We start from the raw sequence: 26,919 nt of genomic DNA on the forward strand, positions 1-26,919 counted from the left end.
TGTGCGGATGCAGGCTTACGCCGAAACAACAAAAACGCCTGGATGTATAGCCATCCGGGCGTTTTTAGCTTTCTTTTATCGGGATAGGCTGGCTGGCAGTCCTTACTCCGCATTCACCGCTTCATCCTCGAATTCCTCGATGCTGTGATTGGAGCCGATTACCACCATGATATCCCCCTGATGCACATGATCATGCGCGGTCGGGGCAACGATGATGCCGTCCTCGCGGTTCAGGGCAATGATGCTGCAGCCGTATTTGGCGCGGGTATTCAGCTCGGAGAGGCTTTTACCGTTCATGCAGGCAGGCACCGTCAGCTCAACGACCTTGTAATCCTTGGAGATCTCGATATAATCAAGCAGATTCGGCGTCACCAGCTGGTGAGCCACGCGGATACCCATATCCCGCTCCGGGAAAATCACCCGGTCCACCCCCAGCTTCGACAGCGCACGGCCATGCAGAATGGAAATGGCTTTGCCGACCACCTGCTTGACGCCCAGCTCCTTGAGCAGAATCGCGGCCAGAATACTCCGCTCCATATTATCGCCGATCGCCACAATGCCGCAGTCGAAGTTACGCACCCCGAGCGAACGCATAATCCCTTCATCCGTAGCATCCGCCATGACGGCATGCGTCAGCCGTCCGGTCATCTCCTCCACCCGCTCCTCCTGGTGGTCAATGCCAAGCACCTCGTAGCCCATAGACATCAGCTCCAGCGCCAGACTTGAGCCGAAGCGGCCCAGGCCGATTACAACAAACTGCTGTGGTTTCATGATTTGATTCCCCTATCCAATTATCATTTTGCCTTCCGGATATTTATATAATAATTTCCCCTGTCTCGGACCGAGCGCATACGCCAGCGTCAGCAGTCCCAGCCGTCCGGCGAACATCGTCAGGCAGATCAGAATCTTGCCGACCTGCGTCAGCTCCGGGGTCAATCCCAGACTCAGTCCGACATTGGCAAACGCTGAGATTGTCTCGAACAGAATCATCAGATATGGCAGCCCCTCTGTGGTTGAGAGCATCATCGAGACCGTAACGATCAGCAGCAGCGCCAGCAGCGTAATGGTCAGTGCCTTGAACACGCGCTCCTGAGCCAGCCGGTAACGGAAGAGCACGATGTCTTCGCGGCCGCGCAGCATGGAGATTACAGCTCCGATCATCAGCGTGAAGGTCGTGGTTTTGATGCCGCCGCCGGTAGAGCCCGGGGAAGCCCCGATGAACATCAGAATCACGATGAAGAACTGAGTGGCTTGACGCAGCCCCGTGATATCCAGTGTGTTAGCTCCCGCCGTACGCGGTGCAACCGATTGGAACAGGGAGGCCCATAGCTTGCTCCCGAGGTTCAGCGGTCCCAGGGTCCGCGAATTAGTGAACTCGAAGATGAAGATGACCACCATTCCGGTCACAATCAGTCCGGCTGTCATCGACAGCACCACCTTGCTGTGCAGCGACAGCCGCCGGGTACGGCGGAAGTCGGCCAGATCGGAGATGACGATGAAGCCGATTCCCCCGGAGATGATCAGGAACATAACGACCAGGTTAATGACAGGGTCTCCGACATAGCTGATTAAGCTATGATCATGCCCGCCGAACAGATCGAATCCGGCGTTATTGAACATCGACACCGCATGGAACACCCCATAGTAGACCGCGCGGCCAAGCGGCATTTCCACCGCCCAGCGGATGGACAGGAGAAGCGCTCCCGCAGCTTCAATAACCAGGGAATAGAGCAGCACCTTGCGGATCAGCCGCACAATCCCTTCCATCGAGCTCTGATTCATGGCTTCCTGAAGAATCAGCCGGTCACGCAGTAAGATTCTGCGCCTGAACACCAGCGCAAACAGCGTAGCCATCGTCATGAACCCGAGCCCGCCGATCTGGATCAGCACCAAAATGACCGCTTGTCCGAAGCCCGTAAGATGGGTCCCGGTATCCACCACAGCCAGTCCGGTCACACAGGCGGCGGAGGTGGCCGTGAACAGCGCGTCCATGAAGCGGAGCGGCTGGCCGGGTACGCTGGATACCGGAAGCATAAGCAGCAACGTGCCGATGAGGATGACCGCAGCGAAGCTCAGCACCAGGATTTGCGGAGGAGCTAGCTTCAGGAATCGGAAGCCGGTGATCTTGGAAGACGGTGACGCCAAACTTCTCATCCTTTCAGGGTTCCTTATTAGAAGTTACGAATCGATCAGTATCAGATAAGCATACAAAATTATATACGTTATTGCCAAACTTCACAAAGACTCATTTTGATAAGCCAAGTGGAAACGGCTTTGCCGTCATTTTAAAGAACGGCACCGTATCAGCGAGAAATAGAAGGATAAGTATCGTGTGCAACATATACATTCTTATATTTGGACAAAAATAACAAGCCTTTAAGCATAAGCCCGGACTTCTCCACGTAAAAGGATAATAAGGCATTTCTTTGTACCTGCCCGGCAAGTAATACTATAATAGATGGATGAGAGCATTTTATTTCAAGGAGGCGTTCCATGAATCCCGTCGGCCAGCCCCTGCATCAGCGGCCCCTTACTACCAAACTTATCCTTGCTGGAATTCTCGGACTGGTTCTATTTGTCATGTTCCAGATCGCTCCCCAGCTCCTCTCCGGCTCAGGCGGGGATACAGCCCTTCTCAGCAAAAGCCAAATCCGGGAGAAGGCCGCCGCATTCGCCGCTGGGCAGCTCGGACACGAAGCCGGAGGCCAGGATGAATGGGTCATTCTGTACAAAACGGACTCTTCCTTCTACGGCTATATGTCCCGCGAGAAGCTGCTCCCGGACTATTCCAAGAATAAGCTGGATCAGCGCTATCCGTTCGATGTCTACCATGCGGTGCTCTATACGTCCGGAGAGGCGGCAGCCCGGCTGGCAGTCGATCTCAATATGTATACCGGCGAGCCTGTGGCTTTTGCTATTGGCGCCGATGCCGATGCTGCGGCCGGACAGAATTACGGTGAGCGGCCTGCGGCAACAACCAAACGTACCAGTACAGCCAACCCTGTAAGCAGCATACCGGACCTGAGCCTGGAGGCAAAAGAAAGCCTCGCCCGCCCCTGGCTGAAGCTATGGGGGGCCAATCCCGCCAAGCTGAAGATTGAGGCTAACGCCGGTGGCTACGGGCTTGTCTATTCCGACAGCTCCGTCACCATAGGCGAATTACCGCTTAAGTATCAATTCAATTATCTGAACGGCGAGGTCTCTTATTTCCGAGCCGGATTCTCGGCTCCCGCCTGGCATGATACTTATGTGGACGGACAGACCTCACTTGCCAAGAAGCTCACCTTGTTCGGATACGGTCTGCCTACCCTGCTGCTGGGTATCCTGGCGATGATCTACGGCATTCTGCGCAGGAAGCATACTTCATGGAAGCGCGGAATTTTCCTGAGCTCCGTCCATTTCCTGATCATGATGGTCAGCAGCTACAATATAGTGTCCGAATCTGGCAGCGGCAGCGCTGAGGCAAGAGTTACAGCAGTAGTCATGTTCATCATCTACGTTCTGTACAGTCTGCTGATGTCGCTCCTGCTCTACTTCTCCCTGGTCGGAGGGGACGGCTTGTGGCGCTCCGAGGAGAAGCTGAATCCTTGGCCCCGGGCCTCCGAGCCCGGCTACGGCCACTATGTACTGAAGAGTATTCAGGCTGGTTATATCTGGGCCTTCATCCTGCTTGGCGTGCAGACCGTCATGTTCATCATTCTGTCCTATACGCTGGATAACTGGTCCACCACTGACGCCAGCCAGTCGCCTTACAATATGAAATATGCCTGGCTGTTGCCGATTGTAGCCTGGCTTGCCGGTCTCTCGGAAGAGGCGGTCTACCGTCTGTTCGGTATCCGTATGCTGAAAAAGCTCGTCAAGAATACGCTCATCGCTTCACTGATTACGACCCTAATCTGGGCGCTCGGACATACGCTCTACCCGATCTATCCGGTCATCTCGCGGCCGATTGAGCTGACGGTGATCGGCCTCCTGTTCAGCTATATTTTCATCCGGTACGGGTTCATCGCGGTGATGTTCAGCCATGTGGTATTCGACAGCATCCTGATGGGGGCTACGCTGATCTTCATGAAGGATACGGTGAATATCGGAGCCGGTATCGTCACGATTGTTCTACCTTTCATCGTAGGTTACCTGGTCTACCGCTTCAACCCACCACGGGGGCCGGAGCTGGAAAAGCCGGTTCGTCTTCAATAAGCACATGCAGCGGCTGCGCCTCCTGATCCGGGATAGCGCAGCCGCTGCTGTATAGTTATGCTGTCCAGACTAACTTGTGCATTCTGTGCACTAATAGACGGACAATTCCCATAAAGAGTAGCCATATTGTGTGCCGCGCTGCGTCCCGTTCACTTTCACGTACCGCGAGCTGACCGGGGTGAAGCTGATATCGTCGATGTCTCCGTCCCCGGCTGTCGACGTATACGCCGTTGTCCAGTTCGTGCCGTCTGCTGAAGTCTCAATTGTGTAGGCTTTGGCGTATGCCCCCTCCCAGTTCAGCAGGACGCGGCTGACCGTCTGGGCAGAGCCGAGATCCACCTGAATCCACTGCGGATCACTGAAGGCCGACTCCCAGCGGGTGCCAAGATCTCCGTCCACAGCACCGGCAGCGGGCTGCTTCAGATTCTCCGAAGCGGTCACCGCCTTGTTCAGCGCAAGGTTCACAGTTGGCGTTGTGCCGCCGGTAATCACCTGCTGCACAAAAGCATCATTGTATCCCTCAGCAGTGACTGTAATCGTGTAAGTCTTCGCCGAGGGGAACAGCTCAGTGTTCAGTGTGATCGTACCCGCTGCCACAGTATAATTCGCTGCCGCTGCGGTCACTCCATCCACCTTCACCGCAGTAATTGCATTTCTCCAGGCCGCATTGTCCGTGAACGTCAGCTCAATCGGCTGACCGGCGGTGTTCTGGGTGGTATCGGCTGTCAGTGCAGGCGGAGCGGTTGGCGTCACGGCCCCGCCGCTGCCGTACACTTCCAGTTCCCATAAGGAATAGCCGTACTGCGTGCCGCGCTGCGTCCCGTTCACTTTCACATACCGCGCATTGACCGGAGTGAAGCTGATATCATCGGCAGCCCCGTCCCCGGTTGTCGTCATATACACCGTGGTCCAGTTTGTACCGTCTGCCGAGGTTTCGATCGTGTAGGCTTTGGCATACGCCCCCTCCCAGTCCAGCAGCACGCGGCCAACCGTCTGTGCAGAGCCAAGATCCACCTGAATCCACTGGGGATCACTGAAGTCTGATTCCCAGCGCGTGCCCGGGTTCCCGTCCACAGCTGCGGCAGCGGGCTGCTTCGGATTCTCCGAGGCAGTCACCGCCTTGTTCAGCGCAAGGTTCCCTGTTGGCGTTGTGCTGCCGGTAATCACCTGCTGCACCGAAGTATCACTATATTTGTCCGCAGTGACTGTAACCGTGTAAGTCTTCGCCGTAGGGAACAGCACAGGGTTCAGTGTGATTGCACCGGCTGCTACGGTATAATCCGTTGCGGCCGCCGTCGTTCCATCCACCTTCACCGCATTGATTGCATTTCTCCAGGCCGCATTGTCCGTGAACATCAGCTCAATCGGTTGGCCGGCTGCGTTCTGGGTGGTATCGGCTGCTAGGGCAGGAGGAATAAGCAGTGTATCGGTGGTTACCTTGGTAGGGTCCACCTTCACCAGCTTCTTGGCTTCGACTACAGCCGAGCCTGTCGCTCCTCCGCTGTTGCGGAACGTAACGGTAATTGCCGCATTCGTCGGATTCCAGACCAGCGCACGGTAGGCGGAACCTTTTTTATACACCGTTGCACTGTAGCCGTTCTCCGCCCAAATGTCCTTGGTGCGTGATCCAAGCGTGGCCATATTGTGCACGAACCAGTACGTGTTGAACAATTCGTTCTGTTGCGGCAGTGCCGGATTCCATTTATTCAGCACAGCCTGCGGATCGCTCAGAGCCTGAATCGGCCAGACAATATGGTACCAGTCCGGTTCCGGCCCGCCGTTATCGGCCACGAAGCCGCTGTATAATCCAGCCGCCTTAGCCGTATCGAACCCGTAGCTGGTTAAATATTCTGCTGTAGGCAGCCAGTGAATGCCATAGATATACACCGGATTCCCGTTGAAAAAGGTGCCGAAGAAATTCGAGCTTCCGTAAATCTGACCCACCGTTTTATGCGTATAGCCCGGCAGCCAGTTATCCTGGTCGTAGTTGAACCAGTACTGCTGTACTGCTCTAAGCTCCGTCGTGAAGCCCATAATGGACGCATCGCGGAAGGCCGTGTTGCCGGTCAGTGTGCTCCACATATACTGGCCGACCCAGCCGAACAGTGACTCTCCGGCCGCTTCTTGGTTATTTCCGCTGTCATTGTCGGCATAACCGCCGGCCCAGGAATGGCCTTCATACGGGTCGAAGTTGCGGAAGTAAGGATACTTCGGATCCGTCTTCGACGGATTAGCATAATCCCGGATCAGCTCATCGACCATCCCGCTGAATTTGTTCCTGAAGTCGGTATCATAGGTGGCGAGCACGGCGGATGCAAAAACATAATAGCCATACGTGAAATGATGGTCCGTGATGCCAGAGTTCGCACCGAACTCACTGTTTTTATAGATCAATGTTCCCCAGTCGGAGTTGTAGTCGAAATAATAATCGGTTTCCCCCGAGGTGTACGTATACCAGTCTGTAAGCACCGTCTTCATCCGGGAAAGGAACAGATTCTTGTAGCTCTCATTGCCGATCTGATCGGCGATCAGCACACCCATGGCCAGCGGATGCAGCTTCTTGCCCTGCCAGTACGCATCGGCCTGCATCAGATTGGTGGCGGTGTCCGTATCCAGCAGCACCAGGTAATTCAGAAGATCCTGACGGGAATAGGTAGAATCGCCCGGCTCGGTGAACTGCGGCACAATGCCGTGGAATTTATCCGTAGTGGCGAACGAATTGCCCTCTGTCACCTTCATCGTTCCGCGGATGGACGGGAAGGAGACAGCGGTCAGCGGTGTTGTGGTCACCTTCCACTGGTGGGGAAGCTGTGCCATCAGCGTGGTATTCGGGAAGCCCGAACGCTTGAGTTCTGTCACCGCATTGAAGGTGGTCGTGACATCAGAGGTCGTCTCGTTGAAGGTATAGGCCACCTTCGTATCCGTCACGAAGGCATAGCCGTGCTGGTAGAAATAATTCAGATTGGACGGTGCCGGAAGAGCCGACAGGGACAGGTAATTCTGGCCTCCTCCCAGCTGAATTTTGAGCTTGGCGCCCACCCGCTTGAAGGTTGTACCGGCCGGAGCATACAGACCATAGTGTCTGGTTACCATTTCAGGCGTTGGCGCCCCGTTGGAATTGGTGACCGCAATGCCGATATGGTCTGCAGTCACGGTGTCGCCGTCTGCAGCCAGAATCGTAGTATTGCTGTCATTAAAGAAGCGGGCCCCGGCCGGCAGATACACTTCAGGACTGGACGGATCGCTGAACTGCGAATAGAGGTAAGGCGAGCCTTTGACGAACGTTGTCTTCAGCTTCTCCGCAGCGCCATCGCTTAACACCGCAGTCGCCGACCAGTCGCCGTAACCGGTAATCCGATTCGACATCCCCGAAGTATTAATGTTGCCGGCCATCAGGAACAGGTCCGAGCTTCCCCCCGCTTCCTGCGCCTTGCCGTCGGCGCTTAAGTAGCCTGCACCCGGGTTCAGAATACTTAGGCCCTGCTTGGTATATTTCGATTTGAGCGGAAGCGTGATAATGCCGTTACCGAGCTGATTGATCATAATGGACTGCCACCAGTCATTGGAAGGCAGCGGCGCAGTCAGCGCATCCGATTTGTACAGCGGATATTTAGGCTGGGGTACCGAGAGGTCATTCGCGGCATGGCTGCCCTGGCCTACGGCCACTGTGGTCAGCGCCGGCAGGGCCGGAATGTTATAGACCGGCTTGGGATCGCCTGCCACATAATCATAGGCCTGGAATTCAAAGATCGAGTACCCGAAGGAGGTGGCTCTGCTGATGCCCTTCATCCGCAGATAGCGGCCGCTGGCATAGACGGGAAGATTAAGTGTGCCCCCGTCGCCGTGAAGCTCGCGGTATACCGTAGTCCATGAGCTGCCGTTATTCGAGACCTGAATATCATAGATCCGGCCGGCAGCGGCCTCCCAGTTAATAATAATCCGGCCCAGCGTGCGCACACTGCCAAGGTCAACGCTCAGCCATTCATTATCGGTAGCGTTGGAAGACCAGCGTGTGCTCAGGTTACCGTCCACCGCTAGTTCCGGCAGGGTTGAGCCGGGAGGGAGATAGTCGGCCACCTGATAGGATGAAGCTGCCGCAGACTTGTTCAAGGCCACATTCGGCCCCAGAACCACCGGAGGAGGATTAACGCCGCCGGTGCCATATACCTCGAACTCATAGAGGGAGATACCGTATTGCGTCAGGTTTCGCTCCGTAGCAAATACCCGGACATACCGGCCGGTGCCACTGAGCGTGAGCTCATCCACACCGCCATCACCCGTAGTTGTGGAGTAGACATCACTCCAGTTCAATTCGTCAGCGGATACCTGGATTTTGTAAGCTTTGGCGTATGCCCCTTCCCAGCGGAGCACAACGTGGTCTACCGTTGCAGTTGCCCCGAGATCCACATAAATCCAGTTCGGGTCCGTCCCCCATGAACTGCTCCACCGGGAACCTGTATTGCCGTCCACCGCCAAATCCGGGGTATTATTGCCCTCCGTGCCCGATGCATACGCCGGCCGGTCTGTGGAGAGCAGATAAGAGTCCGCGGCATATGCCCGTCCGGGCGGAAGAACCTGCACGAGACTCAGCAGCATGACGATGCTTAGAATAAGAGCGGTCCCGCTGATTCCCCTCTTGCGTCTTAAAGATTTTGAATATACCATTCCCTTTATCCTCCTCTTTACGATTGGATTGCAGCTCTTCAGCCTGTAAACCTGACTTTTTCCGGAGTCCATTTCCCGGAGTCTGCATCAGCCCCTTTACCCTGGTTCTGGAAGTTCACACCTTTCACACAAGCGCTTTCATAGATTCATAATAAGCGTACCCCTTACCGAAACCGGTTGCAATTGTTAAAAGCGACGATTTATGCAGAATATAAAGATTTAGCTAATTGTGCAGCGAAAGATTACGGAACTTCACCACAAGGGGATGTAGCGGGATTTCTGACGATACCCTCCATTCCTGACCAAACCCAAAGAAGCCGGCCCACATGGGGCCGGCTTCTGGTCCGTTACCGTTCAAATCTACTTTAGATTGACGGCTCCTCGTCCTTCAGCGCCTCCAGAATCTGGCCGGCCAGCTTCTCGCCGATGGACAGCACCTTGAAATCCTCAATGGAGGCTTCCTTGATCTTCTTGAGCGAGCCGAAATGCTTCAGCAGCAGCTTCCGGCGCTTATCCCCGATGCCCGGAATCGAATCCAGCTTCGAGGTGACCATCGACTTGCCGCGCTGCTCCCGGTGGAACGTAATGGCGAACCGGTGAACCTCATCCTGGATACGCTGCAGCAGGTAGAACTCCTGGCTGTCTCTGGCAAGCGAGACCGGCTCAGCGGAATCGCCGATCAGCAGCTGGGCGGTTCTGTGCTTGTCATCCTTGACCAGACCGCAGACCGGAATGAATAATCCCAGCTCATTCTGCAAAATATCGATCGCCGAAGAGATCTGGCCCTTCCCTCCATCGACTACGATCAGATCCGGCTGCGGCAGATTCTCCTTCAGCACCCGTTCATAACGCCGCCGGATCACCTCACGCATCGTCTCATAATCATCCGGCCCTTGTACGGTGCGGACCTTATACTTGCGGTACTCTTTGCGGGCAGGCTTGCCGTCGATGAAGACCACCATGGCCGAGACCGGATTGGCCCCCTGGATATTCGAGTTATCGAACGCTTCGATCCGGTTCAGCGAGTCCAGCCCCAGGCTCTGCCCCAGACTGCTGGCCGCCCCGGAGGTACGCTCTTCATCCCGCTCAATCAGGCGGAACTTCTCATTCAACGCGACCCGGCTATTCTGGCAGGCCATGCCGATCATCTGCTTCTTCAGCCCGCGCTGCGGCACCAGCACCTTGATGCCCAGCCATTCCTGCAGGGCGGCTGCGCCTCCAGCCGCATCCACGGTCCCTTCGGCTACCGCCTCCTGCTCCTCCTGCCCCTGCACAGCGTCATCAGCCGCTGCCAGAGCAGCCGCAAGTGCCTCACCTGCGCTGACCGTCTCACCGGTCTGCACACCGGCCTCCGACTCATCCTCTGCGCCTAAGGCTGCCATCAGCGCCTGTCCGCTCGGCATTCCCCCAGCCTCCGGTCCGCCGCTTCCCTGACCAGCGGCGCTATCTGCTTCCGGCGGAAGCATTCCGGCACTTGCCATATCCGGCAGCAGGATCTCCTGCGGCAGCGCGGGATTGTCGCTGTAATACTGCGTCACATAAGACATGAAGTCACTGTACGCTTCCCCGTAGAACGGAAAAGCCGACGAGTGGCGCTGAATCATTTTCCCCTGCCGCATATACAGAATCTGCACACACATCCAGCCCTTGTCCACCGCGTAACCGAAGACGTCACGGTCCTTGGTGTCAGCCGTATTGATCTTCTGCTTCTCCATCACGGCATCGATGTGCTGAATCTGGTCGCGCAGCTCCTTGGCCCGCTCGAAATACAGCTCCTCGGCCGCCTCCTGCATCTTCTTCTGCAGATCCTTCCTCACCGCATCATGCCCTCCGCCGAGGAACGACGAAATGTTCTGGATAATCTCCTCATAAGCAGACTTCGGCACTTCCTTCTCGCACGGCGCCAGGCACTGGCCCATATGATAGTACAAGCAGACCTCCTTCGGCATTACCCCGCATTTGCGCAGCGGATACATCCGGTCCAGCAGCTTCTTGGTCTGCTGAGCCGCGTAGCTGTTCGGATACGGGCCGAAATATTTAGCTTTATCTTTCAGCACCCGGCGGGTAACCTCCAGGCGCGGATGAGCTTCGTTGGTGATTTTCAGATAAGGAAAGGTCTTGTCATCCTTCAGCAGCACGTTGTAACGCGGCATATGCTTCTTGATCAGATTACACTCCAGAATGAGTGCTTCCATATTGCTCGATGTCACGATATATTCGAAATCCACAATATTGGCGACCAGCCGCTGCGTCTTCCCGTTATGGCTGCCGGTAAAATAAGAACGCACGCGGTTCTTCAGCACCTTGGCCTTGCCTACATATATAATCGTACCCTCTTGATTCTTCATCAGATAGCAGCCGGGCAGATCAGGCAGCAGCGCAAGCTTGTTGCGGATATTATCCATATAATCCATAAGTTCTCCCCCACCTGTTACTACAGCGTTATACGGTAAGTGTAGAATAGAATGTACTACAGATTCAAGCCTTAATATAGAACATCCGTTTGTATTGGACACACAAAGCGCCTTCGGTAGACCGAAGGCGCTTTGTGTGAAGGGGCCGCAGGCCCCGGTTACAGCAGGTTATAATCAATTATTGATGTTTGGCTACGATATTCTTAAGGGAGTCCTTGGAGTTCAGTCCTACGACTTTGTCCACAGGCTGGCCGTCTTTGAAGAAGATCAGAGTAGGAATACTCATTACTCCAAAACGGGAAGCTGTCTCAGGATTCTCATCGACATTCAATTTAGCGATCTTCACATCGTCACCCAGCTCGGTGGACAATTCCTCGAGAATAGGGGCAAGCATTTTGCAAGGGCCGCACCAAGGTGCCCAGAAATCTACTACTACAGTACCTTGACCTTCCACTTCGTTCACGAAGGATTGGTCAGACACGTTCACGATAGCCATGATATTGTTCCTCCTCAAAAAGTTTTGTTGAGCTTAAGCTGTACGAAATAACTTCCGCTTCTCTAGCCTGAGCCAAGTCTGCCGAAATTACTCCGAGAATATAGCGGGATAAAATGCTTCATGTAATATGATAACCAAATTATCATTTACCGACACATCCCCAGTATAACATAAATACAATGCATTTGTTATATATTTCGAGAAATTATATTGCATAAAATTAATTTGTCTTTTAACAATTCAGACTTTGTCCCTGAGATCCAGCTTCATAGTCCATGAGGTACCGGCTGTCCCGACATACTCGAAGCCGAGCTTGTTATATAACCGGACGGCCGCCTGATTCTCCGGATCAACACTGAGCGAAAGTGACGGGTAGCCATCGGATACAGCTTGCTGTATGATGCCCTCCATAAGCCTGATTCCCAATCCCTGCTGCCTGTAGTCAGACCGTATAGCCACACCTAATTCCGGCGTCTGCGCATCCACAAATCCGTAGCCCTGGTTCGTCTCGTCAAACAGCCTGTACCAGGCAGCACCTGCGGGCTGATTGTCCACCAGTGCGATTACCGCCCTGTCACCTTGTCTCCCCCAATGTTCGTTGTACTTCGCAATCCCCGAAGAATTCAGCAGCTCACTTCTGGGAGGCTTCCCTTGTTCAATATGAATGGACTCATAATGCATATCCATAAGAAAATCATACTCCTGCGGTTCCATTGGTCTTATATGTATCATAAAATCACCCTTCTTATCTTTACATCTCCCCTGCATCTTCGTATACTTGAAGAAAGCGCATTAATTGTCAATGACTTCTCTCACATGTATAACTGTAACCCACTTCATGCAGTCATGCAACAGCAAGGAGGAAGAAGCGAATGGACGTCAATGTCAACGCACAGGTCCGTGACCCGCGGGAGCATATCAATGAGGAGCCCCGCAATGATCTCGGTGATCTGCTGGTCGGTTTCTTCGGAATGACCGGCTTCATGACCGTGGTCTTTTTCGGAATGGTGATCATCAAGTTTTTGTCTGAATAGCTGCGTAGTTGCAGTGTCCGGTATTCTTCGCCCAGGCATGGGCAGGATGCCGGGTTTTTTTGCGTTCATTTTGCGCTCCAGCGGGAATTGCTGAGAATAACATAAATTTACAATTTCATAAAAAGAAAACACATTTTTGTTTCGCAGGAGCCGTGTTACTCTGTATGCGAAAGCGCTTTTATATAATAAATGAAGGAGGAAGGAAGAATGAAAAAGCTTGTCAGCCTTGCTGTCGCAGGCTTGTTGGCATCGTCGCTATATTCCCCGGTATCGTTCGCCGACAACCCTGTTGTGCAGACCCTCTATACGGCGGACCCGGCCCCGCTTGTATACAATGACACGGTATACCTGTACACCGGACATGATGAAGACAACTCGACCTACTATACGATGAACGATTGGAGGGTCTACTCTTCCAAGGACATGGCGAACTGGACAGATCACGGGTCACCGTTATCCTACAAGGCGTTCAGCTGGTCGAGCGGAGAAGCTTGGGCCAGCCAGGTCATTGAGCGCAACGGCAAATTCTACTTTTATGTCACGGCAAAAAGCACTTCGCTCGGTCGGCCCGCCATTGGCGTCGCCGTCTCGAACAGCCCGACCGGCCCGTTCGTGGACGCCATCGGCAAACCGCTTGTCTCCAGCAGCTGGGGCGATATTGATCCGACAGTATATGTAGACAGTGACGGCCAGGCCTACCTCTACTGGGGGAACCCGACGCTGAAATATGTGAAGCTGAACCCGGATATGATCTCCTACAACCAGAGTACAGGTATTGTTCAGGTGCCTATGACCACAGAGAGCTTCGGTGTGCGAAACGGCAATGCTGACAGACCTACCCTCTACGAAGAAGGACCCTGGTTCTACAAACGCGGCAGCTTATACTACATGGTCTACGGCGCAAGCGGCATTCCCGAGAATATCGCCTACTCCACCAGCTCTTCGCCTACCGGCCCGTGGAAGTACCGGGGAATTATCATGCCCACGCAGGGCGGCAGCTTCACGAATCACCCGGGCATCATCGATTTCAAAGGGCGCTCCTATTTCTTTTATCACAATGGCGCGCTGCCTGGAGGAGGCGGCTTCACCCGGTCGGTGGCGGTAGAGCAATTCACCTACAACGCGGACGGGAGCTTCCCGATCATCAACATGACAACCGCCGGGCCGCAGCCCATCGCCACGCTCAATCCCTATGTCAGAACACAGGCCGAAACCAGCGCATGGGCAGCCGGGGTAGAGACCGAGACCACCTCGGATACGGACGGGGGAATGAATGTCGGCTTCATCGATCATGGCGACTATCTCAAAATCAAAAATGTGAACTTCGGCGCCGGAGCCGCAGCCTTCGAAGCACGGGTAGCATCGGCAGGCAGCGGCGGCAATATTGAGCTGCGGCTGGACAGTCCGACTGGAACACTGGTCGGCACCTGTGCGGTCCAGAATACCGGGGGCTGGCAGAGCTGGGTGACCAAGACCTGCACGGTCAGCGGAGCAAGCGGGACTCATGACCTCTATCTGAAATTCACAGGCGGCAGCGGGTATTTGTTCAATATGAATTGGTGGAAATTCAGCGCCAACTAAATCTAAGCATAGCGAAAAGGGACCCCGGCCAGATGATGGCGGGGTCCCTTTTTGCGTTGAAAGTAACTTACCTTGCAATATGCTTAATGCTACTACTGTACCCCTTAGCCTCTGGCACTGCCACGCTGGTTCTCCCCATGCAGGGGAATGACGTCCACGAACGGGGCGATCCGGTCCATCAGCCGCTGGCCCTTGTAGACCTCTTCGCCGTCCTTGCTGGTGATGCTGAGATGCTTCTCCAGCCCATCCAGCGGATAATTTGAGGTGTAGAAAGTCGGCTTGCGGTTCATCCGGTAGTTCAGGATCGCTCCGAGCACATGGTCACGTGCCCAGGGATTGAGATTCTCGGCTCCGATGTCGTCGAAGATGAGCAGATCACAGTTCTTCATTGTATCTACCATTTCCTTCAGCTTCTGGTTGTCCATCATAATCAGCTTCAGTTCCTCGATGAAATCCGGCATATAGACAATCACGCCACTGTAGCCTGAGATGGCAAGCTCATGGAGCAGATAGCACATCAGGAAGGTTTTGCCGGTACCGAAGCTGCCCTGCAGATAAATGCCCCGCGAAGTCAGGCCCTCTGCACGTACTGTTGCTATATAGTCAAATATCTTGTTCACGGCTGAGGCCCGCCGGGGGTCCTTGCCCATAATATCCATCTCATCATATCCGCCGTTCAGTACCCGCTCATCCACATAGAAGCTGCGAATCCGCTTGCGGACATTATCCTGATTGTCCTGCGCAATCTTGAGCTTGCACGGCGTCTTGCGTTCATAGAGGTCTGTTACACCATTCACCGTCTCCACCGTAAGCTTGCTGTAATGCCCCTGGAAATCATTCGGGCAGTTCGCCAGGCCGGGGCAGTTCTTACAATGCCGGTCCTCCTCAACATACTGGTATAACCGGCTCAAGTGCAGCCGCAGCCGGGACTCCTCCAGCTCGGGATGCTCAGCCTGAAGCTCCTTGACCAGGGGATGGTTCAGCAGGGTCTGCTCCAGGTCACGGGAACGCTGGCGCAGAGCAGGGTTATTCATCGAACGCAGCACTTCGCCCATGGACTCCATCGCTGCACCTCACTTTCTTCAGGGCGTTCTCAGAACGCCTTTTTTCTTGCTGGCCTTAATCTCGGCCGCTTTCTTCATCATCGCCGCGAATTCTTCTTCCGATACGGTTCCGGCACTGCCGTCATCAAGCACAATCGGAATCTCCTGCTTGCCGGAACGGCCGCCGCTCTTCGTATACGAACGCTGGCGGGTTCCGGGGGTGCCTGTACCGGAGGAGGCGGAAGCCGCCCCCTTGCCCTTCACCTTCGACTGGTCGCGGATATAGCGCACGGCCTTCTCGTAAGTATTCACCTGCTTGACCAGCATATTGGAGGCAATCGCCTCCACGAAGTTGCGGTTCATCCGCTGATCGCCGCCGGAAGCCACCATCGTCATCAGATAATGGATCAGTACATTGATCACTTCGCCGTTCAGCTTATAGTTCAAATCAATCTTCTCAAAGATATCCATGAGCTGTCCCGGAACCGCCCCGGGGAAGAACGTCTGCAGCAGGCGTGTATAAGGCTCGTTGCGCAGCATCATATTATATTGGTGAATGTCACATTTGGACAGAAATTGCGGAGGCACTTCTACATAAAATTCCATTTCGACCGATTGTTCCACCGGCGCGCCGGAAGGATCACTCCCGTCAGCGGCAGAACGCAGTGATACCACCTTGGCCGCGGCGATCTCTCTTTTCTCCTGGCGCTTCAGATCCTGGCGGAAATGCTGGCTCGCCTTGTACTGCAGTGTATCCAGAATCACCTCTCCGTCCGGCGTGAAGACATCATCCTCATCCAGCAGACGGCACACATCCTGCGGTCCAAGCTCATATTTGCGGGCCACATAATTAATGACGCCCATCTGATTATGGTCAAAACGCAGCTTCTCGACATGCGCACGGTTAACCGATTCACGCGGAAAGCGCAGGATAATATCGCTGTAGGCGATATTCGAATCCGCCTCTTGGTTGGTGCCGGGCTGACGCACAGTAGCTACCTCGGCCAGAGCCTGCTCCAGCTCATAGTCGATCACATGGGTGTTCAGCTCAAAAATATCATAAAAGGGCAGTGAAATATTCTCTTTTCCCATCGACCGCCCGCTCCATTCCTCCGGTTCCCGATGCCAGAACTGCTCGCGCAGCGACAACACTGCGAACTTACCGATCTTATCCCGGAGCAGCAGCGTCAAATGCTGGGTTGCAAAAAAATCAGCCGGCGACAGCGGCGGCATTAACTCGTACTCGTACATATAATCATCGTTCTCCGCGGCATACAGCCGGCAGGTCTGCAGCAGTCCCACCGCTTCCAGCCGGGAAGCCTGGTCTACCATATATTTACGGCCCTTCTCGTTGGGTTCAACGCCCAGGGTCATAAAGAGCCTGCGCTGCTGCTCCACCCCGGAATAACCGATAGATTCAGCCGGAATATGCTCGAACAGCAATCTGTACAGGCTGATGGCGAACGCGCCTACCATCGGCTGATAGACAGAGCCCAGCATCCGTCCGTCCAGATGGCTTAGACCGAATTCGCGGGAAACGCAGTACCGATGATGTTCAGTGAAATGATGCAGGTTGCTCATACGCATCTGCGGATACCTCCCCCTCTTCTATACGATATACGAAATCATATAGATTTCTATTCTATCACAAAACACCCGGCCGGAAATGTAAAATAAAGAGGAATCCTTGCTGATTCTGGCGGAAAAAGCAAGAAAAAACGGCTTCTCCCCGGTAGGAGATTAGCCGTTTCTTGCTGTACTGCCCTTCAGGTGGCGCTTAGAACATTTTGTATCCGCCCAGCCGCAGCTTCTGAATGGTCCAGCCGCTCAGCACCGCTCCGGCAAGACCGGCTATGCCGGTAAGATAATCCACGATGTGGAAGGTAGAGAGGTGCTCCCATAAGGACATCGCGCTCCGGTCCCAGATGGAGTAGACCACCACCGGCAGAATGACAATAACGAAGAGATAGGCGGGAAACCAGGTGGTCTTCATTAGCATATTAAGAATGAAGCCAATGCCGAACATCATCACAAAGAATAAAACGGCCAGAACAAACACCGGAATAAATCCCATCGTACCGCCATCCCCTCTCTCTATAAAGAACCGCACACCCAAGCTTATATAATAGTAAGTTTACTAGAAAAAATGTAGCGAAGCAATGAACATTATCGCGCGGAATACCGGGATAAGCCTTAATGGGGGCCTCAGCGTTTGCTCTCTACCGCCCGCTGCGCTACAATGCAAATAGCACCCGACCTATGTTCATACATATTTAACGTATGCGAACAGAGAAGATTTTACGCGAAGGAAAATACACCCGATAAATTATAAGGAGTGAACAACTTGAACGAAGCCGCTTTGACACTGGAAGGCTGGTATGCGCTGCATGACTTCCGCTCGCTGAACTGGACAGCCTGGACAGCAGCCGATGACGAAGAACGGGCAGTTGCCCTGGAGGAGCTGCATGCCTTCATGCAGGAGTGGGGACCTGTCGAGGAAGCGAAAGAGGGCAGCTCTGCCGCCTATTCCATCGTTGGCCAGAAGGCTGATTTCGTGATGATGTTTCTGCGGGAGAGTCTGGAGGCGCTGAATGCGCTGGAGACCGCTTTTAACAAGATTGCCTTTGCCCAATATACGACCAAAGCCTATTCCTATGTCAGTATCGTTGAGCTCAGCAACTATGCCGCAGGAGGAAGTGCCGGTGACGGCAGCGATCCGATGCTGAACCCGCATGTGGCCGCCCGGCTGAAGCCTGTTCTGCCGCAAATGAAGCATATCTGCTTCTACCCGATGAACAAGAAGCGCGAGCTTGCCGACAACTGGTATATGCTGGATATGGACAAACGCCGCGAGTTAATGCATTCGCATGGCCTGATCGGACGCAGCTACGCCGGCAAAGTGAAGCAAATCATCACCGGCTCCGTCGGCTTCGATGACTGGGAGTGGGGCGTGACGCTGTTCGCTGAAGATGCGCTGCAATTCAAGAAGCTGGTCTACGAGATGCGCTTCGATGAAGTGAGCGCCCGCTACGGCGAGTTCGGCCCCTTCTATGTCGGCAACCTGCTGACCGAGGAATCGTTCGAAGAGTTGCTGAAGCTGTAACAGCGGACTGTAACTTATACTAAGAGGGAAGGCATCCACTATGGAAACCCTTCCCTCTTTTAAATTTATCTATCTTTAATACCTACCCAGACAGGCCATTGGAATGGAATAATCGCATAAGCAATGGAAGGCTTACAAGGGCGGTCGGCTAATCTCCCGGAAGGGAGGTGAGGCTCATGGAGGTTTATCAAGCGTTGTCTCTGATGTTCATGTTTGGCATGTTCATTATTGCTCTGCTAAACTACCTCAAAAAGAAATAGACCGCCCTGGTCAAAGGAGACGGTCTATTTCTTGACTACTTTTCCGAAAGCCGCCGCCCTTAAAAGCGGCTATTGCCACCCGAGAGCCGTGTTGCAAGCACGGCTCTCTTTGCATTGTACGTCTTTTCTACTTCCACTATACCACAGGTGGATTTAAAAAATAAATATATACAGCTAAAAACTGCTTATAGCGAAGGGTCTCCGCCGTTCACTTTGCCGTCTTCGTCTTTGCCTGCCGTATCCTCTTCGTCTTCGTCTTCATCCCCGTCACGCAGGCTCTCCAGATATTCAGCCGTCGCCCGGTCACGGGCGCGGCCCTTATCCTTCAGGCGCTCAATGGCCGGGAGAATGAGAATGTCGATTTCCTTCTGGATATTGTAGGCCAGATCATACCGCGTCTGATCCTCCAGATAAGAGCCTACCTCAATCAGAGCATTATAGCGGTCCAGCTCCTCACGCGTCAATAGTCCGCGAACTTGTACGCTGCAGTGGCGCATCTTAGAGGAATCTTCCTTTTTTGAGTACCAGCGGGATGCCGCCGATGATGAGCAGGTAGCGCATATCGACTACCTTCTTCAATTGCGCTGCCGTCCAGCCTTTGTACGTCTTATCGCCGACTACGGCAATTCCCTGGCCCTTACCCAGCGAAGCTACGGTTCCCTTGTTGCTGAAGGCGAACTTCTTCGGCTGCTGGCTGCGGATGGCCGCTACGAGATTATGTGCACAGCACTCTCCCTGCTGCATAGCAATCTGTGCCGTCGGAGGGTACGGACGTCCTTCCGGATTAATCATAAGGGAGCCGTCACCAATGATGAAGATGTTCTCATGTCCCGGAGCCCGCAGATATTCGTCTACCTTCACCCGTCCGCGCATAGCTTCGAATCCGGCAGCTTCGATTAGACGGTTCCCGCGGATCCCGCCGGTCCATACGATTGTGGAGGCTTTGATCTCTTCACCTGTGGCCAGAATCACGCCGCCAGGCAGGCATTCCTTGATCGCTACGCCCATTTTGAAGGTTACACCCTTCTTGGTGAGTACGGTCATGGCATGCTCAACCAGTTCCGGCGCGAACCCCGGCAGCGCCGTAGGCGCAGCTTCTATATTATAGATGTTGACCATGCTTGGATCGACATCAAATTCTTTGCATAGTGCAGGAATACGGTCAGCCAGCTCCGCTACAAATTCAATCCCGCTGAAGCCCGCACCGCCAATGACGAAGTTGATATGCTCCTGTGCATTATTCTCATTCTTGTATTTGGCGAACTGGTACTGGATATGCTCCCGGATCAGCCGCACAGAGTTGATGCTGCGGATGGTCAGGGCATATTTGTCGAGTCCCGGAATCCCGAACGTTTCAGGCTCACCGCCAAGGGCAATCACGAGGTAATCATACGAGAGCGTTCCATCCTCCAGAATAACCTTCTTCTGCTGGGTGCGAATCTCCTGCACCGAGGATTTGACAAGATCGATCTTGAACTCATCGATTAATTTGGAGATAGACACGCGTGTATGCTCGATGCTGTCCGTGCCCGCTGCAGGCATATGCAGATGGGTCGTGAAATAGTGATATTCATGGCGGTTAACCAGGGTTACATCGGCTTCATTATAATTCAAAGCTTTCTGTAGCCGCTGGGCGGTCAAAATCCCTCCATATCCCGCGCCTAAAATAACGATTTTGGGAATACTGCTCATGTTCCGGCTCCTTCCAACAGGTGAATCTGTCTATGTGTTATTTTTTGTTAAAAAATCAGGTTTCTTTTGTGAATTTATACACTTAAATTCAGAAGAATTTCCAATAAAACTTAAAGGATTTCTAAAATAACCATATCCATTGTAAACCTTAGTATCGTTTTAATCAAATATAATCATACAACAAAATGTCACAATTTTCATTGAAATCAAAGCCTTTGCAAGGCAGGTGTCACTATGTTTATAATGAGTAGGTACGCTTGTATGGCATTTTGAAACTATCAACTCGGAGGTGTAGTATTTCATGACAATAGAGCAAACCGTTCCTATGAGCGATATGCTAATTATAGGCGGGGGACCAGCCGGTATGTTTGCCGCATTTTACGGCGGTATGCGTCAAGCTTCAGTAACCCTTATTGAGAGTATGCCCCAACTTGGAGGGCAGCTTGCTGCTCTGTATCCTGAGAAATATATTTACGATGTCGCAGGCTTCCCTAAGGTCACCGCACAGGAACTGGTGGATAACCTTTCCCGGCAGATGGAGCTGTTCCAGTCCGATATCCGTCTGGAGGAGAAAGTCGTATCGGTTGTGAAACAGGAGGAGCGACACTTCATCGTCACCACTGACAAAGCTGAATATCACACCAGAGCCATCATCATCACCGCAGGGGTAGGCGCATTTGAACCGCGTCGTCTGGAGGTCCCCGATGCACAGCGCTTCGAGAAAGCCAACCTGCATTATTTCGTCAGCGATCTGAATGCTTATAAGGATAAGAAGGTGCTGATCAGCGGCGGCGGCGATTCTGCCGTGGACTGGGCGCTTATGCTGGAGCCCATTGCCGAGCAGGTCACACTGATTCACAGACGGGATAAATTCCGTGCGCATGAGCATAGTGTAGAGAATCTGATGAATTCCAAGGTGAACGTTATTACGCCATCCGAGATTACCGGGCTGCACGGTGAAGAATTCATTACCAAGGTCACCTTGTCCCATATCAAGACCAAGGAAACTCAGGAAATCGAAGTGGACAGCGTTATTGTCAATTTCGGCTTTGTCTCCTCCCTGGGACCGATTGCCGAGTGGGGAATCGAGATTGAGGGCAACTCCATTGTGGTTGACTCCCGCATGGAGACCAGCATCCCGGGAATCTTCTCCGCTGGCGATATTACCACCTATCCGGGCAAGCTGAAGCTGATTGCTGTCGGATTCGGAGAAGCGCCTACTGCCATCAATAACGCCAAGGTGTATATTGATCCGGAAGCGAAGCTGTCTCCCGGACACAGCAGCAATCTTAAGCTCTAGAATTTATCGCTTATTGATAATAAAAGGGTATCCTTTCAGGTTGATTCCACCTCAACTTGAAAAGATACCCTATTTCTTGGTGCTTGCGGTTTAATTAATTCCAATGCTGCAGAAATGTGCTCTGATCTTTAATGAAGAACCGCATGGACTGGAGAGTGTAAGTTCCGTTTGCGAATTTCAGCGAGAAGCAGGGCGATGAAATCATGCTCTAAATGCAGCTCTATAGCTCTGTGATAGGAGTCCAGCAGCATCTCATCCGACAATTCAACCATAACGTTCACCTACCTTTCCTTTATTTGGATCTGAATCTATCATAGCAAACTATCATTTTTCGAACAAGCGTTCTCATTATCCACAAGCTGCTGTGGAGATCCTGTGTATAATATGTTAGTAAGGGTTATATTGTCAGGAATTCCGCAGTGGACTATGGGGATAACAGTTATACACAGGGCTGAAACCTTACATCTCCACAAAAAAACTTTTTTAGAATGTTCATAATTGGCTGGGATATTTCTTGTTGTATTACCTCGGATTTCAAACAACTAAACGCAATATTAGCCTATTACTGTATTTATCGTCAAATATAAAAATTTTATTAATCATTTTGGTCTTGTATTTACTTCCAAAATCCAAATCTTCCCCCGATGATCCACGGCATAATCGAAGCCCAGTTCACCGATCCCCGGAAAATGACGCTCCAGCAGCTCGATACAGACTATAGTCAGCCTGCGCATCTCCGCCTTCTTGGAAGACGTCCCCACTCTCGGCAGTGATCTTCGCAGTCCCTGACGGCAGCTAAGCATTGTACCCCCTTTGCAGAGATTCGTAACGAACAATCCCGGCCGGGCTACTCTCCCTACCATAGAGCGGAACTCCCAGTGATCGCCGACCTTCACCACCTTGACCCGGTAATCAATCGGGCGCCCGGAGATCCGTGCAAGGGAGATCCCCTGCTGAATCAAATATTTCCGTTTCACCTTGAATCTGTCCAGTGCCTGGCGCATGGAAGTGAAGTCTCCATAGATACGTGTGTTCTGCATATACGTGAAGCCGTACCCCCTATGATCCCGGAACACCTTGATGACACCATATCCTCCTCCGCCTACAACCGGCTTGATGACAACATTACCGTAGCTTCCAAGCATCGCGGACAATCCGGCAGCACTATATTCCCGCGTTCTCGGAATGTAACCGGCAACCCGTGAATCGCTAAGCAGCGCCGCCGTCTTCAGCAGCTTGCTTGCCAGTTCTCTCCCCGCCATTATTTGCCCTCTCCTTTCGCATTCCCAGCCTACCCTATAGATTACTCACGAAAGGCCGTGCCCTCCTGTATGATTGTCCGTGGTATAGCAGTCCACAGCAAAAAAAGGGCATATGGCTGCGGGGCCTTATGTCCCTGATTCATTTGACTGGAAAATCATTAAAATACGTTGTATTATTGCCTGAAAGGGAGGGTTTCCTAATGGCAGAGTTTTTTGAAATCCTGTATTGGTTTGCGATGATCGGCATGTCTGTTGTACTGGCAGGAACGACGATACTCGTCTGTGCGCTTGGCTTCAAATTCATCAAAGACCGGCGTAGGGTGCTCGGTGCCGGCTGCATCGCCTTTTCCCTGGGGGCCTCCGCCCTGATCGTATTCATGATTAACCTGAAATTCATTCTCGCCGTCTGAAGCTTGTTCCCGGCAGCAGTGGCCCAGGAAGCGTATCGCCTAACTCCTGTCTCCACTGCTGCCTTCGGGCGGAACTCTTAAGCGTCCATTCAAATGATTCATAGATTCGCCCCGTTACATTATTCTATGAAAACTGCGGCAGGCTGGCCTGTGCAGACAGACTGCTTCATTCGCTGAGCAGGTTCCGGCCTATTCCCCACCTTTTTGCTCTCTCTCCCTCCTGCAAGACACTCCAATCTTTGAAATTTCCGTTCAGACAACAACTTTTTCACTTTATATCCGTAATATGTATGTGCAATAAATTGGAAGACCCAATATTTTGAAAAAGGAGATTCTATCGTGTCTAAACCTGTATACGGCAAGCAAGCTTCTTCATCCAAGGTTATCGAGAAAAGCCCGGGAGCAGCTTGGGCGCTCTGCATTGCATTCATCCTGTTCCTGGGCTGGGCACCCTTTCAGGTTGGACTATTCAACGGGATGAGATCAGAATTTGAGAAGCCCATTTATGTAGCTGCATTGCTGAGCGGCCTGCTCCTGCTGGCCTGTGCGATCCTGTATTTCAAAGCGTTCAGGCTGGAGGGACAGCGTGATCTGCTCACCGCAGCCGCCCTTCTGCTTCCCCTGACCTACGCTCTGTCACTGCTGGGTGCCGCTTCACATTATATGGCAATGAATATGCTGTTCACCCAATTTACCTATGCCGCAATTTTCATTACCAGTATGTATCTGCTCCGGCAGAAGCGGCTGAATTACACCATCCAGCTAGGTGTACTCACCATAGCATATCTGATCGTCGGCTTCGGTCTATTGAACTGGCTCGGGAGCTGGAAGCTTGCCGGCAGTCTTGTAGGCTGGTTCTCACCCACTGTGGTTGGGGGCAGGTACGGCGACGCAGTGATGACCGACTCGAACGGGCTTCGCCTGACTTCCATTTTTCAGTACGCCAATACATATGCAGCCTTCCTGATGGCGTTTCTGTTCGTGGCCGTATTCGCGCTGATCCGCTCCCGCAAATGGACTGGGCAGCTGATGCACGGCTTCATGCTGGTTCCAATAATAGTCTCCCTGCTTCTCACCTTATCCCGCGGCGGACTGGTCCTGCTGCCGGTGGTATTCATTCTCCTGCTGCTCTTCCTGAAGCCGGTGCAGCAGATTCTCTGGACCCTGCATCTTGCTATTGCCGGCGTGTTATCCCTGCTGATTACGAATCCCGTCACCAGCCTGGGTCTGGAGCTGAACTCGGCATTCACCTCTTCGGCAGCCCTGAAGGGCTGGGGCTACCTGCTGGGGGCATCGGCCTGTACAGGCGCTCTCTCCCTCGTTGTCCAGCGTTACTTGGCCCCTTGGCTAAGCCGTAAGCTGGGCAGCACGGAATCACGCCGCTGGAGCGGAGTGTGGCTTCCCCTGGTGTCTGTGGCTGGCGTCGCGGCGATCGCCTTCTTATTCATCGGCACCAGTGCTCGCAATGTGCTGCCGGCGAATATCGGGACACGGCTGGAGAATATCAACTTCAGGCAGCACAGTGTCCTTGAACGTTTTACCTTTTACAAAGATGCAATGAAAGTAGTCAAGGATTATCCGGTATTAGGAACGGGAGGCGGGGGCTGGGCATCGCTCTATGAGCATTATCAGAACAACCCTTACCTGAGCCGCCAGGTTCATAACTTTTTTCTGCAATATCTGATCGAAGTGGGAATCGTCGGTTTCCTTGTGTTCATGGGCTTTATTCTGTTTATTTTCAGCAAATACATCCGAGGGTACGTGAAACGGGAGAACGACGACTACAATAACGGTTTCTTCTACCTCATTATTGCCTTGTCTATTCTGGTCCACAGCCTGCTGGATTTCAACTTAAGTTATGCGTTTATGGGTATCCTGGTGTTCCTGTCTCTGGGGGGCATGGCTGTTGCCATGGAGAGCAAGCCGCTCCGGCTTCAGTGGAAAAAGCTCTGGGTTAGGGCAGGCTATTACGGACTGCTGGGGATCGGCACCGGATATCTGCTGTTCCTGTCTCTCGGGTACATCAGTTCAAGCTCTGAAGCTTATGCAGCCAAGAAGCTGATCCAAGTGAGCCAGTCCTATGAGGAGATCAAAGCTCCTTTGGTAAAAGCACTCAAAACCCGTCCGAATCACCCGGAATCCGCCACTTATCTGTCTCTGCTGGATCAGAAGGTGTATGAGCAGACCAAGAATGAGCAGTTCCTGGACGAGGCCTATGCGGTTTTGACCCTCGCGCTGAAGGATGAGCCGTATAACAAAGAGCTGCTGACCCAGCTCGCAGGCTATTATGACCTGAAGGGCCAGAGTGATGAGGCCTATCATGTCTATCTGGACAATGCGGACAAGTTCATGTGGGACATTAACTGGTACGACCAATTAATCAGCCGCGCTTCCCTCCTTGGATTGCAGGCCTACGCCAAGCAGGATGAATCAGGGCAACAGAAGTATTTCGATTCGGCATTAGCTGTGTATAAGCATATAACCGATGGTATAGAGTACCTGAAGAGCCTCCCTCCCGAGCAGCTTCAGGGCCGGGAATTCTTCGTTATCTCCACTACTGCCCTGAATGCAGGCCGAATCCAGCATATGACAGGTGATGAGGAAGCTGCACTGACAACGATCAAGCAGGGCTTCATCAATGGATATGAGGACCTGACGGACGCTGGACGCCTGTGGACTACAGAATGGTACAGCGCAGTCATAGGCCGGTCCCAGGAGCTGGGAGCCGCAGCATTGAAGCGGGCACAGGAGGCCTATTCCCTGGGGAATAATGATCTGGGGGATCAGGAGACACTGGGTAAGAACCGGTATTTCAAAACCGGGCTGGACGCTTATGCCCACGCGGCTGCAGACCGGGATGCGCAGCAGCAGGGAGTCACAGTAACACCGGAACTGCTGCTGAACACCGGGAAGATTCAATATATGTCCCAGGATATGCAGGCCGCAGAAGCCACACTGAAGCAAGGTCTCAGTGAGGACTACAGCAATCCTATCAATCGCGAGCTTGCCCGCTGGGTTCTGGCGGTTCAGCAGCGGATGCAGAGCGCCCAGGATCAGGCGGTCTATCAGAAGCTGATCGCCGCCGATTCTGAAGAAGCGGCGAAGATTAATGAAGTGGCGGGGATGCCGCTGTAACCGCACCATAGCAGTTATCCCTTAAATAACAGCAAAGAGAGCGCCTGCCTGCGGCAGTGCGCTCTTTGCTGTGTGCGGGGGCCGAGCCGCTATTTCATGGCCATTGGCTTGGCGGCTGATCCTCCCTTATTTTTGCTAGATTTACTCTGTATTTCTTGTTCTAATTGTATTTCCTACAATAGATACCGCTAAAATTCATCCAAAAAGACAAACTATTGCACTTCGGAGACAATTTCATAATTAAAAACCCTTGCTATACCTGGTTTTTTTGAGCATAGAAAAAGGAGTACCTCCCCAAATTCTCGAAGTTATAGGTGACGAAACCAA

At 53.0% G+C, this 26,919-nt stretch carries 21 protein-coding genes; 8 read left to right on the top strand and 13 right to left on the bottom strand.

The window, feature by feature from the left end; translation table 11 throughout:
* Positions 1-102: 102 nt before the first annotated feature.
* Together ACFSX3_RS00120 and ACFSX3_RS00125 are read right to left on the bottom strand one after the other, a co-directional pair.
* Complete coding sequence (locus ACFSX3_RS00120; protein ID WP_209994529.1) at positions 103-771, bottom strand: potassium channel family protein; 669 nt, start codon at positions 769-771, stop codon at positions 103-105.
* Positions 772-783: 12 nt separating this feature from the next.
* The gene (locus ACFSX3_RS00125; RefSeq protein ID WP_209994527.1) at positions 784-2,154 is read right to left on the bottom strand and encodes a TrkH family potassium uptake protein; all 1,371 of its coding nucleotides are present in this window, start codon (positions 2,152-2,154) and stop codon (positions 784-786) included.
* Between the two features lie 339 nt (positions 2,155-2,493).
* Between ACFSX3_RS00125 and ACFSX3_RS00130 the strand changes: the two genes are divergently transcribed.
* A complete protein-coding gene (locus ACFSX3_RS00130) occupies positions 2,494-4,197 on the top strand; it encodes a CPBP family intramembrane glutamic endopeptidase (RefSeq protein ID WP_209994526.1) in 1,704 nt (567 codons plus the stop codon).
* A gap of 90 nt (positions 4,198-4,287) precedes the next feature.
* Here ACFSX3_RS00130 and ACFSX3_RS00135 read toward each other — a convergent pair whose 3' ends face one another.
* From ACFSX3_RS00135 to ACFSX3_RS00150, 4 genes are all read right to left on the bottom strand, one after another.
* The gene (locus ACFSX3_RS00135) at positions 4,288-8,862 is read right to left on the bottom strand and encodes a discoidin domain-containing protein (RefSeq protein WP_379312475.1); all 4,575 of its coding nucleotides are present in this window, start codon (positions 8,860-8,862) and stop codon (positions 4,288-4,290) included.
* Positions 8,863-9,227: 365 nt separating this feature from the next.
* A complete protein-coding gene (gene uvrC, locus ACFSX3_RS00140) occupies positions 9,228-11,276 on the bottom strand; it encodes an excinuclease ABC subunit UvrC (protein ID WP_209994524.1) in 2,049 nt (682 codons plus the stop codon).
* Between the two features lie 178 nt (positions 11,277-11,454).
* The gene (trxA, locus tag ACFSX3_RS00145; RefSeq protein WP_036701616.1) at positions 11,455-11,772 is read right to left on the bottom strand and encodes a thioredoxin; all 318 of its coding nucleotides are present in this window, start codon (positions 11,770-11,772) and stop codon (positions 11,455-11,457) included.
* A 240-nt stretch (positions 11,773-12,012) separates the two neighbouring features.
* Positions 12,013-12,459, bottom strand: coding sequence for a GNAT family N-acetyltransferase (locus ACFSX3_RS00150; protein ID WP_379255193.1), 447 nt, complete (start codon positions 12,457-12,459; stop codon positions 12,013-12,015).
* A gap of 185 nt (positions 12,460-12,644) precedes the next feature.
* Between ACFSX3_RS00150 and ACFSX3_RS00155 the strand changes: the two genes are divergently transcribed.
* Entirely contained in the window at positions 12,645-12,806 is a 162-nt protein-coding gene (locus ACFSX3_RS00155) for a YqzM family protein (RefSeq protein ID WP_173131770.1), read from the top strand.
* Between the two features lie 207 nt (positions 12,807-13,013).
* The gene (locus ACFSX3_RS00160) at positions 13,014-14,387 is read left to right on the top strand and encodes a glycoside hydrolase family 43 protein (RefSeq protein ID WP_209994521.1); all 1,374 of its coding nucleotides are present in this window, start codon (positions 13,014-13,016) and stop codon (positions 14,385-14,387) included.
* A 104-nt stretch (positions 14,388-14,491) separates the two neighbouring features.
* Here ACFSX3_RS00160 and dnaI read toward each other — a convergent pair whose 3' ends face one another.
* The 3 genes from dnaI to ACFSX3_RS00175 form a co-directional block, all read right to left on the bottom strand.
* Positions 14,492-15,451: a primosomal protein DnaI gene (gene dnaI / locus ACFSX3_RS00165; RefSeq protein WP_209994519.1), complete on the bottom strand. Its 960-nt coding sequence runs from the start codon at positions 15,449-15,451 to the stop codon at positions 14,492-14,494.
* A gap of 18 nt (positions 15,452-15,469) precedes the next feature.
* On the bottom strand, positions 15,470-17,017 hold the full coding sequence (locus ACFSX3_RS00170) for a helicase DnaB (RefSeq protein ID WP_209994517.1): 1,548 nt from the start codon (positions 17,015-17,017) through the stop codon (positions 15,470-15,472).
* Positions 17,018-17,207: 190 nt separating this feature from the next.
* Positions 17,208-17,504, bottom strand: coding sequence for a YuiB family protein (locus tag ACFSX3_RS00175; RefSeq protein WP_025707684.1), 297 nt, complete (start codon positions 17,502-17,504; stop codon positions 17,208-17,210).
* Positions 17,505-17,774: 270 nt separating this feature from the next.
* On the opposite strand from ACFSX3_RS00175, the gene hemQ reads away from it, so the two are divergent.
* Both hemQ and ACFSX3_RS00185 read left to right on the top strand, forming a co-directional pair.
* Positions 17,775-18,533 (top strand): hydrogen peroxide-dependent heme synthase, encoded by a 759-nt coding sequence (hemQ, locus tag ACFSX3_RS00180; RefSeq protein WP_209994516.1) that lies wholly within the window; start codon positions 17,775-17,777, stop codon positions 18,531-18,533.
* A 209-nt stretch (positions 18,534-18,742) separates the two neighbouring features.
* Positions 18,743-18,793 (top strand): hypothetical protein, encoded by a 51-nt coding sequence (locus tag ACFSX3_RS00185; protein WP_229521449.1) that lies wholly within the window; start codon positions 18,743-18,745, stop codon positions 18,791-18,793.
* Positions 18,794-18,978: 185 nt separating this feature from the next.
* Here the strand turns inward: ACFSX3_RS00185 and ACFSX3_RS00190 are convergent, their stop codons facing one another.
* Positions 18,979-19,290: a hypothetical protein gene (locus tag ACFSX3_RS00190; RefSeq protein WP_209994514.1), complete on the bottom strand. Its 312-nt coding sequence runs from the start codon at positions 19,288-19,290 to the stop codon at positions 18,979-18,981.
* Between the two features lies 1 nt (position 19,291).
* On the bottom strand, positions 19,292-20,485 hold the full coding sequence (locus ACFSX3_RS00195; protein ID WP_173131751.1) for an NAD(P)/FAD-dependent oxidoreductase: 1,194 nt from the start codon (positions 20,483-20,485) through the stop codon (positions 19,292-19,294).
* 301 nt (positions 20,486-20,786) lie between these two features.
* On the opposite strand from ACFSX3_RS00195, the gene ACFSX3_RS00200 reads away from it, so the two are divergent.
* On the top strand, positions 20,787-21,785 hold the full coding sequence (locus ACFSX3_RS00200) for an NAD(P)/FAD-dependent oxidoreductase (RefSeq protein ID WP_209994512.1): 999 nt from the start codon (positions 20,787-20,789) through the stop codon (positions 21,783-21,785).
* A gap of 128 nt (positions 21,786-21,913) precedes the next feature.
* Here the strand turns inward: ACFSX3_RS00200 and sda are convergent, their stop codons facing one another.
* Together sda and ACFSX3_RS00210 are read right to left on the bottom strand one after the other, a co-directional pair.
* A complete protein-coding gene (sda, locus tag ACFSX3_RS00205; protein WP_173131749.1) occupies positions 21,914-22,057 on the bottom strand; it encodes a sporulation histidine kinase inhibitor Sda in 144 nt (47 codons plus the stop codon).
* A gap of 327 nt (positions 22,058-22,384) precedes the next feature.
* Positions 22,385-23,047: a YheC/YheD family protein gene (locus tag ACFSX3_RS00210; protein WP_209994511.1), complete on the bottom strand. Its 663-nt coding sequence runs from the start codon at positions 23,045-23,047 to the stop codon at positions 22,385-22,387.
* A 200-nt stretch (positions 23,048-23,247) separates the two neighbouring features.
* Between ACFSX3_RS00210 and ACFSX3_RS00215 the strand changes: the two genes are divergently transcribed.
* Positions 23,248-23,457: a hypothetical protein gene (locus ACFSX3_RS00215; protein WP_209994508.1), complete on the top strand. Its 210-nt coding sequence runs from the start codon at positions 23,248-23,250 to the stop codon at positions 23,455-23,457.
* 339 nt (positions 23,458-23,796) lie between these two features.
* Entirely contained in the window at positions 23,797-26,592 is a 2,796-nt protein-coding gene (locus ACFSX3_RS00220; protein ID WP_209994506.1) for an O-antigen ligase family protein, read from the top strand.
* Positions 26,593-26,919 lie beyond the last annotated feature (327 nt).

Source organism: Paenibacillus rhizoplanae (assembly GCF_042684125.1).
GTDB lineage: Bacteria > Bacillota > Bacilli > Paenibacillales > Paenibacillaceae > Paenibacillus_AQ > Paenibacillus_AQ rhizoplanae.